A 15,480-nucleotide genomic window follows, 5' to 3' on the forward strand; every position below is an offset into this window, starting at 1 on the left:
AATAATCTGGTTTGCAGCGCGTCCCATACGAGTGAGCGGCGTGGAGTGCAATGTTTCGCACCGGTGCTATGAACCGCCGATGGATGACTTGAACAACACCCTCACCCGCATCGCTGCCGCTTTGGAGCGCCTGTCGCCACCGGTGGCGCCGATCGTCGATCCGTCGATCGGCGAGGCCTTCGTCTGGAGCGGCAGCGCCTTGAAAGCGGTGACGCCGACGCCGCCGCAGCCGCTGGACCGATTCGCCGGCGTCGATCTCCAGCGCGACACGCTGCTGGAAAATCTGCGCCGCCATGCCAAAGGGCTGCCGGCGCACGACGTCCTGCTGTGGGGCGCCCGCGGCATGGGCAAGTCGTCGCTGGTCCGCAGCATCGTCGCGGCCTTGCGCGCCGAAGGCGACGATCTCGCGCTGGTGCAGGTGGCGCGCGACGATATCGCGACGCTTGGCCGTTTGTTCGAGGCCTTGGGCAGCAGTCCGCGCCGCTTCGTGGTGTTCGCCGACGACCTGTCGTTTGAAGCCGACGAGACCCAGTACAAGGCGCTGCGCTCGGTGCTCGATGGCGGCATCACGGCGCGGCCGGGCAATGTGCGGATCGCCGTAACCTCGAACCGGCGCCATCTGGTGCCGCGCGACCATGCCGAGGGCGAGGCGGCGATCAACCCGCGCGACGTCCTCGACGACCGCTTGGCGCTGGCCGACCGCTTCGGGCTGAGCCTGGGCTTTCACAATTGCGACCAGGCGACCTACCTAGAGATGGTGCGCGGTTATGCTGGCGCGCTCGGACTGAAGGTCGAGGACAGCGCCGCGATCGCCTGGGCGACCGGGCGCGGTCATCGTTCGGGCCGGGTGGCATGGCAGTTCATTGAGGAAGCCGTGGGCGCGGCAGGCCGTTCGCTCGCCTAGCGATCAGGCGCGCAGGCGGATCAGGCCTTCCTGCGCCGTGCTGGCTACGAGGCGTCCGTCGCGGCTGAAGATGCGCCCGCGATTGAAGCCGCGACCATGCCCGGCCCAGGGACTGTCCATGGTGTACAACAGCCAATCGTCGACGCGAAATTCCTCGTGCAGCCACACCGAATGGTCGAGGCTGGCGGTCTGCAGCCGGTTGGTGAACCAGTTGACGCCGTGCGGCAGCGTGCTGGTGCCGAGCAGCGCCATGTCGGAGGCGTAGGTCAGGATCGCCCGGTGCATGGCGGGGTCGTCGCCGACCGGCGCGACGGCGCGGAACCAGCTGTGAAACACCGGCAGCAACACCTCCGGGGCGAGCAGGTCGCGCCTGATCACCGAGCGCTGCTCGATGGCGCGGGGCCGCGTCAGGAAGCCGGCCAGACGCTCCGGCAGTAGTGCCGCCTGCGCCCGGTACACCTCGTGATCGCCGGTCAGTTCCTCCGGCGGCGTCACGTCGGGCATGACGTCCTGATGCTCCAGCCCGCCCTCCAGCACCTGGAACGACGCGGTCATGGTCAGGATCGGCAGGCCGTTCTGCAGGGCGACGATGCGCCGTGTGGCGAAGCTGCGGCCCTCATAATCACGATCGACGCGATATTCGATCGGCACCGCCTCGTCACCGGGGCGCATGAAGTTGGCGTGCAGCGAATGCGCGATCTTGGCCGGGTCGACGGTGCGGCTGGCGGCCATCAGCGCCTGCGCGACGACCTGGCCACCGAACACCCTGCCCCGCCCGCCGGGCTGGCGCATGCCGCGGAACAGGTCGGTGTCGAGCGTCTCGACATCGAGGAGTTGCCGCAGCCGCTCGATCATCTCGGCCGGAGTCGGCGCGTCGTCGCTCATCGTGTCCGGCCCCTGAAAGAAGATGGTGCGTCCGGCTGGATTCGAACCAGCGACCTCAGGATTACAAGAATTGTGGGTAACTTTCTCAGGCTGTTTCATGAATTTCTACGAGTTGCTTAACCATTGTACTGACGCGGGCAACCCTTGTTTAGTATTACCTGTAGCGAACCAGCGGCTTAGTCCTCCAGCGCTGTCAAGCCGTGGCTTGAGTATGAATTTCGATCCCCAACGACTAGAATCACCCTGCTATGGTTCGCTCAACGGTGATGGCACCGGCGCCATGTCGTTCTCTACGCGTTCCATGGAGATGTTGATGACGGTTGCGGAGGCTTTGATGATGACTGGTGGCGTGGTCGCCTTGGTAATTTCGCTGATCGCTCTGGTGATCCAGATCGTGAAACTGGGGCAAAAGGCTTGAGAGCAGTAATTCTCGGCGATCCGGTATCCCCAGCGTGTCCCCGGTTCCTCGGCGGTTCCTCGACATGGCCAAACTCAAGACAATGGCTGGTTCGATACCGTCTAGGTTTGTGAGGTTGTTGGTGAAGATGGTGCGTCCGGCTGGATTCGAACCAGCGACCTCAGGATTAGAAGTCCCGTGCTCTATCCAACTGAGCTACGGACGCTTGGGCAACGCAGCCTATCTGAAATTGTCCGAATAGGCCTGCAGCTTGAGCGCCCGCGGCGGCAGCGGCTGGACCTCATACTCCAGGCCCTGCGCGGTGGCATAGGCGACCGCGGCCGCCTCGCTGTTGAAGTTCAGCTCGATCTGCGTCGCGGTGTCGCCCGAGCCAATCCAGCCGGTCAGCGGGTCGTGCTGCTGGGCCTCGCCGCGCTGGCGCACGAGCGCCCATTGGCCGTCACGGGCTCGACCGGATTGCGTGGCGCTTTTCGAGCGCTGGAAGATCAGGGCTTTCATGCGTCGCGCTTGGGGGAAGTCGAGGCGAGCGTCAACTGTGAGCGTCGCCCGGCGGTCGTCAGAATGCCCGGGCGATGGCGAACTCGACCGTCTCGATCAACGCGTCGCGGGGTGCGCCGTGCGGGAAACCCGCCAGCGCATCGATCGCGCGGCCACCATAGATCCGCGCCCGGGCCAGCGTGTCGTCGATCGCCCCCGAAGTCCGCAACAAGGCGGTGGCGCGCGCCAGTTCCTCGTCGCCGTTGGCGCGACCCAGCATCGCGTCGCGCCAGAAACGCCGCTCGGCGTCGGTGCCGCGGGCATGCGCGAGGATGACCGGCAGCGTGACCTTGCCGTCACGGAAGTCGTCGCCGCAATCCTTGCCCATGGTCTCGGCGTCGGAGACATAGTCGATGGCGTCGTCGATCAGCTGGAAGGCGATGCCGAGGTTGCGGCCGTAGGATTCGAGTGCCGATTCGCTCTGCCCGCCACGCTCGGCGACGACGGCGGCGATCTGGCAGGCGGCGGCGAACAGCACGGCGGTCTTGGCGGTGATGATCTCGAGGTAACGGTCCTCGCTGGTCTCGACGTCGCGCTGGGCGGTCAGCTGGGCGACCTCCCCTTCGGCGATCACGGCGGAGGCGTGGCTGAGGATCTTGAGCACCTTGAGGCTGCCGTCCTCGACCATCAGCTCGAACGAGCGACTGAACAGGAAATCGCCGACCAGCACGCTGGCGGGGTTGCCCCAGACGTTGTTGGCGGTGACCTTGCCGCGCCGCAGGTCGCTGCCGTCGACGACATCGTCGTGCAGCAGGGTCGCGGTGTGGATGAACTCGACGCACGCCGCGAGCTTGTGATGCCGGGTGCCGCCATAGTCGAACAGCCGGGCACAGGCGAGGGTCAGCAGCGGTCGCAAGCGCTTGCCGCCGCCGGCGATCAGATGGCCGGCAAGCTCCGGGATCAGGGAGACGCGGCTCTGCATCCGGTCGACGATGACCTGGTTGACGGCGTTGAGGTCCGGCGCACACAAGGTCAGCAGCCGGTTCAGCGACGGCGGTTCGGAGCGGGGGCGGAGCGGATGGATGGTTGCGGTCATGCCGCGCAACGTCATAACCGCGATGCAGCGAGTGGCAAGCCTTGCACTAGCGGCATGCGGTCGCGAGTATGCCGCCACTGGCCGTTGCGAGACTGCCGACCTTGGGGAAAACCATGCCTGACGAAACCTTGATCGCCTATCGCGACAGCATCGACAACATCGACGCGGCGCTGGTCTTCCTGCTCGCGGAACGCTTCAAGGTCACCCAGAAGGTCGGCGCCTACAAGGCTTCGGCCGGACTGCCCGCTGCCGATCCCAGCCGCGAACACGACCAGGTCGCGCGGCTCAGGGCGCTGGCGGTGACCGCCAAGCTCGACCCCGAGTTCAGCGAGAAATTCCTGCGCTTCATCATCGACGAGGTGATCCGCCACCACGCTGCGGTACAGCGCTGACCCCTCCCCCGGCCGGTGCCTGGGGAGGGGCAAGTCCCCTACCCGCGCTGGGCGAGGGGCACGAACTCGCGCTGGGCGACGCCGGTGTAGAGCTGGCGCGGACGGCCGATCTTCTGCTCCGGATCGGCGATCATCTCGTTCCACTGCGCGATCCAGCCGACGGTGCGCGAGATCGCGAACAGCACGGTGAACATCGAGGTCGGGAAGCCGATCGCCGACATCACCACACCCGAATAGAAGTCGACGTTCGGGTATAGCTTCTTGTCGATGAAATACGGATCGTTGAGCGCAATCTGCTCCAGCTCGCGCGCCACGTCGAAGATCGGATCGTCGAGGCCGAGCTTGTCGAGCACCTCGTTGGCGACTTTCTGCATGACCTTGGCGCGCGGATCGTAGTTCTTGTAGACGCGGTGGCCGAAGCCCATCAGGCGGAACGGATCGTCCTTGTTCTTTGCACGGGCGATGTATTCCGGGATGCGGTCGACGGTGCCGATCTCGCGCAGCATGTTGAGCGCTGCCTCGTTGGCGCCGCCGTGCGCCGGGCCCCACAGGCAGGCGATGCCGGCCGAGATGCAGGCGAACGGATTGGCGCCGGACGAACCAGCCAGACGGACGGTCGAGGTCGAGGCGTTCTGCTCATGGTCGGCCTGCAGGATCAGCAGCTTCTCCATGGCGTTCTCGATAATCGGATCGACGACATAGGGCTCGGCCGGCACGCCGAAGGTCATGCGCAGGAAATTGCCGGTGAAGCTCAGCGAGTTGTCTGGGTACAGGAACGGCTGCCCGACCGCGTATTTGTACGCCATCGCGGCCAGCGTCGGCATCTTGGCGATCAGCCGGTGGCTGGCGATGACGCGCTGCTGCGGATCATGGATGTCGGTGGAGTCGTGGTAGAACGCCGCCATCGCGCCGACGACGCCGCACATGATCGCCATCGGATGCGCATCGCGGCGGAAGCCACGATAGAATTGCGCCAGCTGCTCATGAATCATCGTGTGACGGGTGATCGTCCGGGTGAAGTCGTCGTTCTCCTTGGCGTTCGGCAGTTCGCCGTTGAGCAGGAGATAGGCGACTTCCATGAAGCTCGACTGCTCGGCCAGCTTGTCGATCGCATAGCCGCGGTGCAGCAGGACACCGGCATCGCCGTCGATGTAGGTGATCTTGGACTCGCAGGCAGCCGTGCTGGTGAAGCCCGGATCATAGGTGAACGCGCCGGTCTGGGCGTACAGCTTGCGGATATCGATGACGTCCGGGCCAACGGTGCCGGACAGGACGGGATAGTCGAACGACTTGCCGTTGGACTCGAGTTTGACGCTGCCGCTCATGCTGCTGGTCCTTCGTTTTTCTGAGGCCGAAGCGCATCGTCGATGCGCCCCAGCGTTTCTTCACGTCCCAAAACCGCCAACACCTCGAACAGGCCCGGCGACACATTGGTGCCGGTGACTGCCGCGCGGAGTGGCTGAGCGACCTTTCCCAAGCCGATTGCCCGCGCCTCGGCCAACCCCTTGACCGCGACCTCGAGGTTTTCGGCGGACCATTCCGCGACTTGTCCGAGCGTCATACGCGCGGCGTCGAGGATATTATCCGGAGCGGCTTCTAGCAGCTTCGTCGCACGCTCGTCCATCGCCAGGGGGCGCGAGCGAAACAGGAACAACGTCGCGGCGGCGAGCTCGTTGAGGTCCTTCGCTCGCGGTTTGAGATCGTGCATCAGGGCGCTCAGCAAACCCGTCTCACGAGCGTCGATGTCGCGTCCGAGCAGCGCATTGATCCGGGGCGTGACGAGGCCGACCAGCCGCGCATCGTCGGCGAGGCGCAGGTAATGGCCGTTGACGCTCTCCAGCTTCTTGGTGTCGAAACGCGCCGGACCGCGCCCTACGCCGGACAGGTCGAACAGCTCGATCGCTCGCGAACGGTCGATGAACTCCTCGTCGCCGTGGCCCCAGCCGAGGCGGAGCAGGTAGTTCTCGACCGCTTCCGGCAGCATGCCGAGCTCGTCGCGATAGGCATCGACGCCCAGCGCGCCGTGGCGCTTCGACAGCTTGGCACCGTCGGACCCGTGGATCAGCGGGACATGCGCATAGACCGGCTCCGGCCAGCCCATCGCGCGGATCAGCGCGAGCTGGCGAAAGGCGTTGTTGAGGTGATCGTCGCCGCGGATGACGTAGGTGACGCCCATGTCGTGATCGTCGACGACAACGGCCAGCATATAGGTCGGCGTGCCGTCGGAGCGCAGCAGCACCATGTCGTCGAGTTCGGCATTGGCGACCGTGACGGCGCCTTGGACCCGGTCCTGGATGGTTACCGAACCTTCCTTGGGCGCGCGCAGGCGGATGACGAAGGGCGCACCGGCCGGAGCCTCGTCGGGCGAGCGTTCGCGCCAGCGCCCGTCGTAGCGCATCGGCAGTTTCGCAGCGCGCTGTTCGGCGCGCATCGTCTCCAACTCCTCGGCGGTCGCGAAGCATTTGTAGGCGTGACCGTTGGCGAGCAGCTGGTTGGCGACTTCGGCGTGTCGCGGCGCACGCTCGAACTGCATGACCGGCGGCTCGTCGGCGTCGAGGTTCAGCCAGTCGAGACCGTCGAGGATCGCCGCGATCGCGGCGTCGGTGGAGCGCGCCCGGTCGGTATCCTCGATCCGTAACAGGAACTTGCCGCCATTGGCCTTGGCGAACAGGTAATTGAACAACGCGGTTCGGGCACCGCCGATGTGGAGGAAACCCGTCGGCGACGGCGCGAACCGGGTTACTACCGGGCTAGTCTCATTGCCTGCCGCCATTGCGCCCCTGTCTGAATTGGCCAATGCTTCGCCCCGGAAGGGGCAAGCGGGTGGGCGATAGCATGGCCCTTCGCGGGCTTCAAATCCGTGCGCTCATTTCAGGGAGCGGAGCGGCGGTCGAGACGTGGCTCGACGCCGAGCGCAACCAATTGCCGTTGCTGGCACCGGTCGGCCTTGGCCTCGGCATCGCGCTGTGGTTCCTGCTGCCCTGGGCGGACCAGCGCGCCGCCGCGGCAATCGTCGCAGCGGCCCTGGTCGTGGCGGGCCTGACGCTGAATGGGCTGTCGGCGCGGATGCTGGTCTGGGGCGGCTTGCTGATGCTGGCCGGCCTCGGCGTGGCGGAACTGCGGAGTTCGTCGGTCGCGGCACCGGTGCTGGCCGACCGCTTCACCGGCGATGTAATCGGAACCGTCGACGAGATCGAGATCGCCAGCGGCCGTGACCGCTTCCGGTTCATCCTGTCGACCGTCGATCCGGCGCTGCCGCGACGCGTGCGGATCAGCGTTCGCGGTGCTGCCATAACCGGCGTCGTGCCCGGTGCCCGCGTCTCGGTGCGCGCCTCGCTCAGCCCGCCGTCTGGGCCGAGCTATCCCGGCGGCTATGATTTCGCCCGGCGCGCCTGGTTCGCCGAACTCGGCGCGACGGGGTACCCGCTCGGGCCCGTCGTCGTGGTATCGCGCGCGCCGGCCCCGACCGGGCCGCTGGCCGTGCTGGAGCAAGCGCGCGAACGGCTGACGGCTCGGCTCAAGGCACAGGTACCCCATGTGGCGGGGACGCTGGTCGCGGCGTTCGTCACCGGCGACCAGGGCGGCATTCCCGAACCGATCGCGCAATCCATGCGCGATTCCGGACTGGCCCACCTGCTGTCGATCTCCGGCGTGCACATCGCGATCGTCGTCGGCATGACGCTGTGGCTGATCCGTCGTGGCCTGACGCTGGTGCCGTGGATCGCGTTGCGCTGGCCGGTCAAGATCATCGCAGCCGGTGGCGCCGCGCTGGCCGGCATCGGCTACACCCTGCTGGCGGGCGGCCAGGTGCCGACGGTGCGGACCTGCATCGCGACGCTGATCGTGCTGGTCGGGGTCGCCGCGGGTCGCGAAGCCCTGACCCTGCGGCTGGTCGCCGCCGGCGCCTTCCTGGTGATGATGGTCCGGCCCGAGGCGCTGCTCGGGCCGAGCTTTCAATTGTCGTTCGCGGCGGTCACCGGGATGGTCGCGCTGTACCAGTCACGGCTCGGACAATGGCTGGCGCACGGGGCGCGCGACCACGGCTGGCTGTTCCGGCTGTTCCGCAGCGGCCTGGCGCTGGTGGTGACCGGGCTGGTGGCGGAGGCGATGTTGTCGGTCACTGCATTGTATCACTTCAACCGCGCCGGGCTGTTCGGCGTCGCGGCGAACCTGGTGGCGATCCCGCTGACCGAATTCGTCATCATGCCGCTGCTGGTTCTGGCGTTGCTGTTCGAAACGGTCGGCCTGGCGGCGCCCCTGTGGTGGCTGGTCGGCAAGGCGATGGGTTGGCTGATCGTGATCGCGCAGGTCGTCGCGGCATGGCCCGGCGCCGTGGTCCGCCTGCCGATCATGCCCGACATCGCCTATGCGGCGCTGGTCGGAGGCGGCCTGTGGTTGTGCCTGTGGCAGACGCGGGTGCGCTGGGCCGGCGTGCTGCCAATCGTGGCGGGGGTAACCATCGCCCTGCTGGCACGCCCGCCCGACTTGCTGGTCAGCGGCGACGGGCGGCACGCGGCGTATCTGGTGCCCGATGGGCGACTGGCGCTGCTCCGCGACCGGGCGGGAGACTATATTCGCGACATGTGGGGCGACGCGACGGCGGCGACCACGGCGGACGTGGCGCTCGCCGACCTGCCCGGCGCGCGGTGCAGCATCGATGCGTGTGTCGCCGACCTGCACACCGGCGGCCGCAGTTGGCGACTGCTGGCGACGCTGTCGCGCGATGTCGTCGGACGCCCGAGCTTCGAGCCGGCGTGTGCCGCGGCCGACATCGTGGTCAGCGCGCGCCGTCTGCCGGCTTGGTGCGTCCCCAGATGGTTGAAACTCGACCGTGCGATGCTGGGCGACACCGGCGCCGTGGCGATCTGGCTGAGCCCGGCCCGTGTCGAAACCGTGGCAGCGCGCGTCGGCGACCATCCGTGGATGCCACGACCGGCACCCTACGTACCGGGGAAGCGACGGGTCGTCGGCAAGGCCGATGCCCCCGCAGCCGCGGCGCAGAACTGGGACTGAGCGTTCGACCGGCGCGTCCGGCAGGCGGCGTACAATTACGACTCATCGTCCCGACGCAGATCGGGTGCCGACGGCTCAGCCTCCGAGCCGCGCGGGTCCCGTCTCGCGTCGAGACGACGAGAAGCTCGAACTAATGGTAGCGGCGCAGCAAGCCCGCGAGCTTGCCCTGCACCCGGACCCGCGACGGCAGGTAACGCTGCGGCTCATAGGCGGGATTGGCCGGGTCTAGACGGATCATCCCCTTCTCGTGCTGCAGGTACTTCAGCGTTGCCTCGGTGTTGTCGACCAGGGCGACGATGATATCGCCATCGCGGGCGGTTTCGCAGCGCCGGACCAGCGCGTAGTCGCCATCGAAGATCCCGGCGTCGATCATCGAGTCCCCGGACACTTCCAGCGCATAATGGTCGCCCGGCCCGAGCAGTGCCGCCGGCACACTGAGCGAACGGTCGCTCTCCATGGCTTCCATCGGCAGACCGGCGGCGATCCGGCCGTGCAGCGGCACCTCGATGACGTCGTTGGCCGCCTCACGGACGCGCGGGCGGGAGAAGTCGGCGTGGATCACCGAACTCGGTGCCGGGGCAGATGCCACCGGCGCGATATCGGGCATGCGCAATACTTCAAGCGCTCGCGCACGGTTGGGAAGGCGTCGGATGAAGGCGCGTTCCTCAAGTGCGTTGATTAGGCGGTGAACGCCCGACTTCGACTTGAGTTGAAGCGCTTCCTTCATCTCCTCGAACGACGGCGACACGCCTTCGACGCCCAGCCGGTTGTTGATGAAGGTAAGCAGGTCGTGTTGCTTGCGCGTCAGCATCACCGTCTCCCATCGGAACCAATGGGGAACGTTTAGGCAACGCCTGGAACGAAGTCAAGCGCGTGGAACAAGATCATTTCGCCCGCGGCCGCTGGCGGGGCGAGGGGGGCGCGGACGATCAGCGCGTTGCAATCGGCGAGCATGCGCAACATGCTGCTTTCCTGCTTCGCCGCCGTCGTCGCGACGGGGCCGGAGCCGGAGTCCTCGACATAGGCGCGCAGGTAATCCTGCCGGGCGTTGTTGGCGGGAAGCGGTACGGCTAGACGCGCGGCCTGCAGCCTCGCCAACGGTCGCGGATTGCCGGCCAATTGCCTGAGCAGCGGTCGCACGAACAGTTCGGCGCAGACGAAGGCCGATACCGGGTTGCCGGGCACGCCGACGATCCGCAGCGCCCCCAGGCTGCCGCTCAGCATCGGCTTGCCCGGACGGAGCGCGATCTTCCAGAAGTCGATGTCGGCGCCCATGTCCTTCAGGACCGGGACGATCAGGTCATGATCCCCGACCGAAGCGCCGCCCATGGTGACGAGGACGTCCGCACCCGCTGCGGCGCGGACCGCGGCCTCGACGGCGTCGGCGCGATCGGGAACGATGCCACCGTCGATGACGTCGGCCTCGGCGCCGAGCAGCGCGCCGAGCATGACTCCGCCCGAGCTGACAATGCGGTCGGGTCCCGGGATCTCGCCGGGGAGCACCAGCTCGTCACCGGTGGTCAGGACGACGACGCGGGGGCGGCGGTGGACCGATGCTGTCTCGTGCCCTGCCCCGGCGAGCAGTCCAAGCCGCGCCGGAGTGAGCAGCGATCCTGCGGTCGCGACGATGTCGCCGGTGCTGAAATCCAGGCCCGCCTTGCGGATGTGCGCGCCCTGCCGCGGTGGTCCATCGAGCACGAGGCGAAGCGCGGCACCATCACGCTCGACGTCCTCCTGCACCACGACGGTGTCGGCACCGGCGGGCAGCGGCGCGCCGGTCGATATGCGCACGGCCTCCCCTGCCCCGACGTGCCCGCGGAAACCATGGCCTGCCGCTGCCTCGCCGATGATCCGCCACGGCCCTTCGCGCTCGCTCCAGCGGATCGCATAGCCGTCCATCGCGGAGGCGGCGAACGGCGGCTGCGTCAGGGTGGCGATCACGTCCGCAGCCAGGAACCGGCCTGCAGCGGGGGCCAGCGGCACCGTCTCAGCGGGCAGCGGCGTAGCGCTGGCCAGTAGCCGCGACTGGGCTTCCGCGACCGGCAGCAGGCTCACGCTGCCCGCCAGTCACCGGAGCGGCCGCCGCTTTTCGCCAGCAGGCGCACGCCCTCGATCGTCATGCCGCGGTCGATCGCCTTGGCCATGTCATAGATGGTCAGCAACGCGACCGAGACCGCGCTGAGGGCCTCCATCTCGACGCCGGTGCCGTGGGTGGTCCGCACCGTCGCCGTGACACGCACGCCCGCCTCCCCCAGTTCAAGCGTGAGATCGACGCCGGACAGCGGCAGCGGATGGCAGAGCGGAATGAGGTCGCTGGTGCGTTTCGCCGCCATGATCCCGGCGATGCGCGCCACCGCAAGCACGTCGCCCTTGGCGATCGCACCGTCGCGGATCGCCTCGAGAGTCGCGGGCAGCATCGCGATGCGCCCCTCGGCCGTGGCTTCGCGCAAGGTCGCCGGCTTGCCCGAAACGTCGACCATGCGGGCTGCGCCGGCATCGTCGAGATGGGTGAGGCGGGTCATCCGTTCAACAACGCGCGGGTCGCGGCTTCGACGTCGGACTGGCGCATCAGGCTTTCCCCGACCAGGAAGCAGCGGACGCCGTGGGTCGCCATCGCCGCCAGGTCCGCATGCGAGGTCAGCCCGCTCTCCGCGACGAAGGTGCATCCCGCCGGGGCGCGACCGACCAGCTCGTAAGTCCGGGCGAAGTCGACCGAAAAGTCGCGCAGGTCGCGATTGTTGACGCCGATCAGGCGCGACTTGAGGCGCAGTGCACGTTCGAGCTCGGCGGCATCATGAACCTCCACGAGGACGTCCATGCCCCGCTCGATCGCCGCCGCCTCGATCTCCCCCATCGCGCCGTCATCCAGTGCCGCGACGATGATCAGGATCGCGTCGGCGCCGATCGCGCGCGCCTCCGCCACCTGCCAAGGGTCGACCATGAAGTCCTTGCGCAGGACCGGCAGGCTGCAGGCGGCGCGGGCAGCGACGAGATAGTCCTCGTGGCCCTGGAAATGCGGTGCATCGGTCAGGACCGACAGGCAGGCGGCGCCCCCGGCCTGATAGGCCCTGGCATGCGCTGCCGGATCGAAGTCGGCGCGGATCACGCCCTTGGACGGGCTGGCCTTCTTGACCTCCGCGATCAGCGCGAAGCCGCTGGCGCTATCGAGGGCAGCGCGAAATCCGCGCGGGGCGGTCTGCCCCTCGGCAGCGCGATCGAGGTCGTCGATCGAACGCACGGTCTTGCGCCGGGCGACTTCGAGGCGGGTTACGTCGCAGATGCGGGTCAGGAGATCGGTCACCCGCGGCGATTACCCTGAACCCGCCCGAGGTGCCAGCGTGATCCACGGTGTTCGTCACAGCGCACCAGTATCTGCGTTGGAGACGAAACAAGCGGGAACGCCTTAGGGCTTTCGCAACCCGATCATGCGACTGCTTTGATCACTGTAGAGTCATCAATGGCTTACCCCCCTTGCACCAGCCCGGAAAATGGAGCGGACGTTGTCGAGGAGCAGTTTTCAACAAGCCACGTCGACGGCTCGCTGCGGTGGGTCGTGGCTCGACCTCGGGACAATCTCATTCGTCGGCCCGAGCACGACCGGGCCGATGACCGGCATGCTTCGGCAGGCCGTGAATTTCGGCGGCATCAACCGGTTGGCCTGGAGCAGTTCGCATGGTTGACGGCAAGCTGCTCGACGAGCCCGCGCGCTTGGCCGCCCTTGCCAGGTGCGGCGTCCTCGACACCAAGCCGGAGGCGCAGTTCGACAAGATCACCGGCCTCGTCCAGGTCGTGCTCGGCGTGCCGATCGCCGCGGTCTCGCTGATCGCTGCCGATCGGCAGATGTTCAAGTCGATCCGGGGCATGGCCGCGCAGGACACGTCGCGAAACGTGGCGTTTTGCAGCCATACGATCATGTCGCGCGAGCCGCTGATCGTCCCGGACGCGATGCTCGACCTGCGGTTCTCGGAGAACCACCTTGTCATCGGCGCTCCCGGTATCAGAGCCTATGCCGGGGTGCCGGTCCGCTCCCCCGACGGCTACAATCTGGGGGCCCTATGCGCGATCGACACGAACCCGCGCACCTTCGATGCCGGCCAGATCGAGATCCTGCACAATTTCGCGTCGCTGGTCGAGAATGAGCTCGAGCTTCGAACCATCGCCGACAAGGACTTCCTGACCGGCGCGATGACCCGGCGCGCTTTCGTCGAGGCCGCGACCATGAACATCCGCAACGCCGAGCGACAGCAGCGGACCAGCGCCCTGATCATGTTCGATATCGACCACTTCAAGAAGGTCAACGATCGCTTCGGTCATCCCGTCGGCGACCAGGTCCTCCAGATCGTCGGCGGCTGTGTCGACCGGTTGCTGCCGCCACACGCGCAGTTCGGCCGGCTTGGCGGGGAAGAGTTCGCCGTGCTGTTGCACGATGCGAGTGCTGCCGAAGCATTCGAGGTCGCCGAGACGATGCGGCGCTGCGTCCATGACCTGGCCTTCGTCGCTGCACCCCGGTTGAAGGTCACTGCCAGCTTCGGGGTGGCCTTCCCGCAGCGTCACGGCTCGGTGGAGCAATGGATGGGCGCTGCGGACGCGGCGCTCTATTGCGCCAAGCATGCCGGGCGCAACCGTACGATCATCGACCACACCCGCGATGACGCGTCGCGGGCGGCCTAGGGCGCGCCTCGCCTAGAAGGCGATCCAGGCGTGGAGCAACGCCTTGGCCCGGCCACTGTCGATCGCTTCCGCCGCCAGCGCCGCACCGGCAGCCCAGCCGTCGGTGGTTTCGGCGACAAGCAACGCCGCAGCGCTGTTGAGCAGGACCGCGTCGCGGTAGGCGCCCTTGCCACCGTCGAGCAAGGCGATCAGCGCCGCCGCATTGTAAACCGGATCGCCGCCGAGAATGCCGTCGAGGCCGTGACGTACCAGGCCGCAATCCTCCGGGGTGACGATCGATTCCGACAGGCTGGTGGTGTCGACCCTCAGGACGCGACTGGCGCCCGCGATCGACAGCTCGTCGAGGCTTTCTTCGCCTGACACGACCATCGCCGATTCGCTGCCGAGCAACTGCAGCGCGTTGGCGACGGTCGGCAGATAGTCGACGCGAGCAACGCCAACCAGCTGGCGTGTCACGCTGGCAGGATTGGCGAGGGGGCCGAGCAGGTTGAGGATCGTTCGCCGGCCGATGGCACGGCGTATCGGTCCCAGACGTGCGAGGACCGGGTGATGCTTCTGCGCGAACAGGAAAGCCAGCCCGAGCTCGCTCAGGCTTGCTTCAGCACGATCGGAGGCACGGTCGAGATCGAGCCCGAGCGCCTCCAGCGTGTCGGCGGCACCAGCCTTCGACGATGCCGCGCGATTGCCGTGTTTCGCCACGGGCACGCCGCAGGCCGCGACGACGATGGCGACGGCGGTCGATATGTTGAGGCTGTGCGCGCCGTCGCCGCCGGTACCGCAAACGTCGATCGCACCCGGCGGCGCGATGATCGGGATCATCCGGGATCGCATCGCACGTGCCGCCGCGGCGATCTCGGTCGCGGTCTCGTCGCGCAAGGTGATGCCGAGCAGGAAGTCGTGGATCGCCTGGTCGGGCACCCGCGCGTCGAGGATATCGCCGAACGCCGCCTCGGCGGTATCGAAGTCGAGCGGCGTCGCCGGATCCGGCAGCCGTACCAATGTCGTCATGCCGCCTCACGCAGCGGCTGGTGCGCAATGCCAGCGATGCCGAGGAAGTTCGCCAGCAGCGCATGGCCGTGCTGGCTGGCGATGCTCTCCGGATGGAACTGGACACCGTGGAGCGGCAATTCGCGGTGGCGCAGGCCCATGATGATGCCGTCTTCGGTTCGTGCGTTGACTTGCAGCACCGCAGGCAGGCTGTCGTCCTCGACGATCAGCGAGTGATAGCGCGTCGCCTCGAACGGCGAGGGCAGCCCGGCGAACACTCCGTCACTGTCGTGGTGCATGGCCGACGTCTTGCCGTGCATGACCTTGGCGGCGCGGACGACCTTGCCGCCGAATGCCTGGCCGATCGCCTGGTGGCCGAGACAGACGCCGAGCAGCGGCAGGCGGAGATCGGCGGCGGCAGCGATCAGGTCGAGGCAGATCCCCGCTTCGGTCGGCGTGCATGGGCCGGGCGACAGCAGCACGGCTTCCGGCTGCAGGGCCAGCGCCTGCGGCACGGTCAGCGCGTCGTTGCGCACCACCTCGACCGTGACCCCAAGCTGCTGGAGGTAGTGGACGAGATTGTAGGTGAAGCTGTCGTAATTATCGACGACGAGGATCATGGTCACCGGCTCTGATA

The 15,480-nt window shown here is 67.3% G+C and carries 16 protein-coding genes and 1 tRNA gene; 5 read left to right on the forward strand and 12 right to left on the reverse strand.

What is annotated here, in order from left to right:
- The first annotated feature begins 79 nt into the window (after positions 1-79).
- Entirely contained in the window at positions 80-904 is an 825-nt protein-coding gene (locus tag ACOFKW_RS14260) for an ATP-binding protein (protein ID WP_419814799.1), read from the forward strand.
- 3 nt (positions 905-907) lie between these two features.
- On the opposite strand, the gene ACOFKW_RS14265 is transcribed toward ACOFKW_RS14260, so the two are convergent.
- Positions 908-1,789 carry an acyl-CoA thioesterase gene (locus tag ACOFKW_RS14265; protein WP_419814800.1) on the reverse strand — a complete coding sequence of 294 codons (882 nt, stop codon included), beginning with the start codon at positions 1,787-1,789 and terminating at the stop codon, positions 908-910.
- Between the two features lie 211 nt (positions 1,790-2,000).
- Between ACOFKW_RS14265 and ACOFKW_RS14270 the strand changes: the two genes are divergently transcribed.
- Positions 2,001-2,207 (forward strand): hypothetical protein, encoded by a 207-nt coding sequence (locus ACOFKW_RS14270; protein ID WP_419814801.1) that lies wholly within the window; start codon positions 2,001-2,003, stop codon positions 2,205-2,207.
- 128 nt (positions 2,208-2,335) lie between these two features.
- Here ACOFKW_RS14270 and ACOFKW_RS14275 read toward each other — a convergent pair.
- The 3 genes from ACOFKW_RS14275 to ACOFKW_RS14285 all read right to left on the reverse strand — a co-directional run bounded on the left by ACOFKW_RS14275 (position 2,336) and on the right by ACOFKW_RS14285 (position 3,780).
- Positions 2,336-2,412 (reverse strand) — tRNA-Arg (locus ACOFKW_RS14275).
- Between the two features lie 14 nt (positions 2,413-2,426).
- Positions 2,427-2,705 carry an NADH dehydrogenase ubiquinone Fe-S protein 4 gene (locus ACOFKW_RS14280; RefSeq protein ID WP_419814802.1) on the reverse strand — a complete coding sequence of 93 codons (279 nt, stop codon included), beginning with the start codon at positions 2,703-2,705 and terminating at the stop codon, positions 2,427-2,429.
- 58 nt (positions 2,706-2,763) lie between these two features.
- Positions 2,764-3,780, reverse strand: a complete 1,017-nt coding sequence (locus tag ACOFKW_RS14285; protein ID WP_419814803.1) for a polyprenyl synthetase family protein — start codon at positions 3,778-3,780, stop codon at positions 2,764-2,766.
- Positions 3,781-3,893: 113 nt separating this feature from the next.
- Between ACOFKW_RS14285 and ACOFKW_RS14290 the strand changes: the two genes are divergently transcribed.
- The gene (locus tag ACOFKW_RS14290) at positions 3,894-4,172 is read left to right on the forward strand and encodes a chorismate mutase (protein WP_419814804.1); all 279 of its coding nucleotides are present in this window, start codon (positions 3,894-3,896) and stop codon (positions 4,170-4,172) included.
- 38 nt (positions 4,173-4,210) lie between these two features.
- Here the strand turns inward: ACOFKW_RS14290 and ACOFKW_RS14295 are convergent, their stop codons facing one another.
- On the reverse strand, positions 4,211-5,497 hold the full coding sequence (locus ACOFKW_RS14295) for a citrate synthase (RefSeq protein ID WP_419814805.1): 1,287 nt from the start codon (positions 5,495-5,497) through the stop codon (positions 4,211-4,213).
- Entirely contained in the window at positions 5,494-6,945 is a 1,452-nt protein-coding gene (gene gltX, locus ACOFKW_RS14300; RefSeq protein WP_419814806.1) for a glutamate--tRNA ligase, read from the reverse strand. Before gltX ends, ACOFKW_RS14295 begins: the two co-directional genes overlap by 4 nt.
- Before the next feature lie 62 nt (positions 6,946-7,007).
- Between gltX and ACOFKW_RS14305 the strand changes: the two genes are divergently transcribed.
- On the forward strand, positions 7,008-9,185 hold the full coding sequence (locus ACOFKW_RS14305; RefSeq protein ID WP_419814807.1) for a ComEC/Rec2 family competence protein: 2,178 nt from the start codon (positions 7,008-7,010) through the stop codon (positions 9,183-9,185).
- Between the two features lie 130 nt (positions 9,186-9,315).
- On the opposite strand, the gene lexA is transcribed toward ACOFKW_RS14305, so the two are convergent.
- Genes lexA through trpC form a run of 4 tightly spaced genes read right to left on the reverse strand, consistent with a single transcriptional unit; the run spans position 9,316 to position 12,486 of the window.
- A complete protein-coding gene (gene lexA / locus ACOFKW_RS14310; RefSeq protein WP_419814808.1) occupies positions 9,316-9,996 on the reverse strand; it encodes a transcriptional repressor LexA in 681 nt (226 codons plus the stop codon).
- Between the two features lie 32 nt (positions 9,997-10,028).
- On the reverse strand, positions 10,029-11,240 hold the full coding sequence (gene glp, locus ACOFKW_RS14315; protein WP_419814809.1) for a gephyrin-like molybdotransferase Glp: 1,212 nt from the start codon (positions 11,238-11,240) through the stop codon (positions 10,029-10,031).
- A complete protein-coding gene (moaC, locus tag ACOFKW_RS14320) occupies positions 11,237-11,707 on the reverse strand; it encodes a cyclic pyranopterin monophosphate synthase MoaC (RefSeq protein ID WP_419814810.1) in 471 nt (156 codons plus the stop codon). Before moaC ends, glp begins: the two co-directional genes overlap by 4 nt.
- Positions 11,704-12,486 carry an indole-3-glycerol phosphate synthase TrpC gene (gene trpC, locus ACOFKW_RS14325; protein ID WP_419814811.1) on the reverse strand — a complete coding sequence of 261 codons (783 nt, stop codon included), beginning with the start codon at positions 12,484-12,486 and terminating at the stop codon, positions 11,704-11,706. The genes moaC and trpC overlap by 4 nt, the downstream gene beginning before the upstream one ends.
- A gap of 371 nt (positions 12,487-12,857) precedes the next feature.
- On the opposite strand from trpC, the gene ACOFKW_RS14330 reads away from it, so the two are divergent.
- Positions 12,858-13,856 (forward strand): diguanylate cyclase, encoded by a 999-nt coding sequence (locus ACOFKW_RS14330; protein ID WP_419814812.1) that lies wholly within the window; start codon positions 12,858-12,860, stop codon positions 13,854-13,856.
- Positions 13,857-13,868: 12 nt separating this feature from the next.
- On the opposite strand, the gene trpD is transcribed toward ACOFKW_RS14330, so the two are convergent.
- Complete coding sequence (gene trpD / locus ACOFKW_RS14335; protein ID WP_419814813.1) at positions 13,869-14,864, reverse strand: anthranilate phosphoribosyltransferase; 996 nt, start codon at positions 14,862-14,864, stop codon at positions 13,869-13,871.
- Positions 14,861-15,463, reverse strand: a complete 603-nt coding sequence (locus tag ACOFKW_RS14340) for an anthranilate synthase component II (RefSeq protein ID WP_419816958.1) — start codon at positions 15,461-15,463, stop codon at positions 14,861-14,863. Before ACOFKW_RS14340 ends, trpD begins: the two co-directional genes overlap by 4 nt.
- Positions 15,464-15,480 lie beyond the last annotated feature (17 nt).

This window comes from Glacieibacterium sp. (assembly GCF_965200405.1).
Classification (GTDB): domain Bacteria; phylum Pseudomonadota; class Alphaproteobacteria; order Sphingomonadales; family Sphingomonadaceae; genus Glacieibacterium.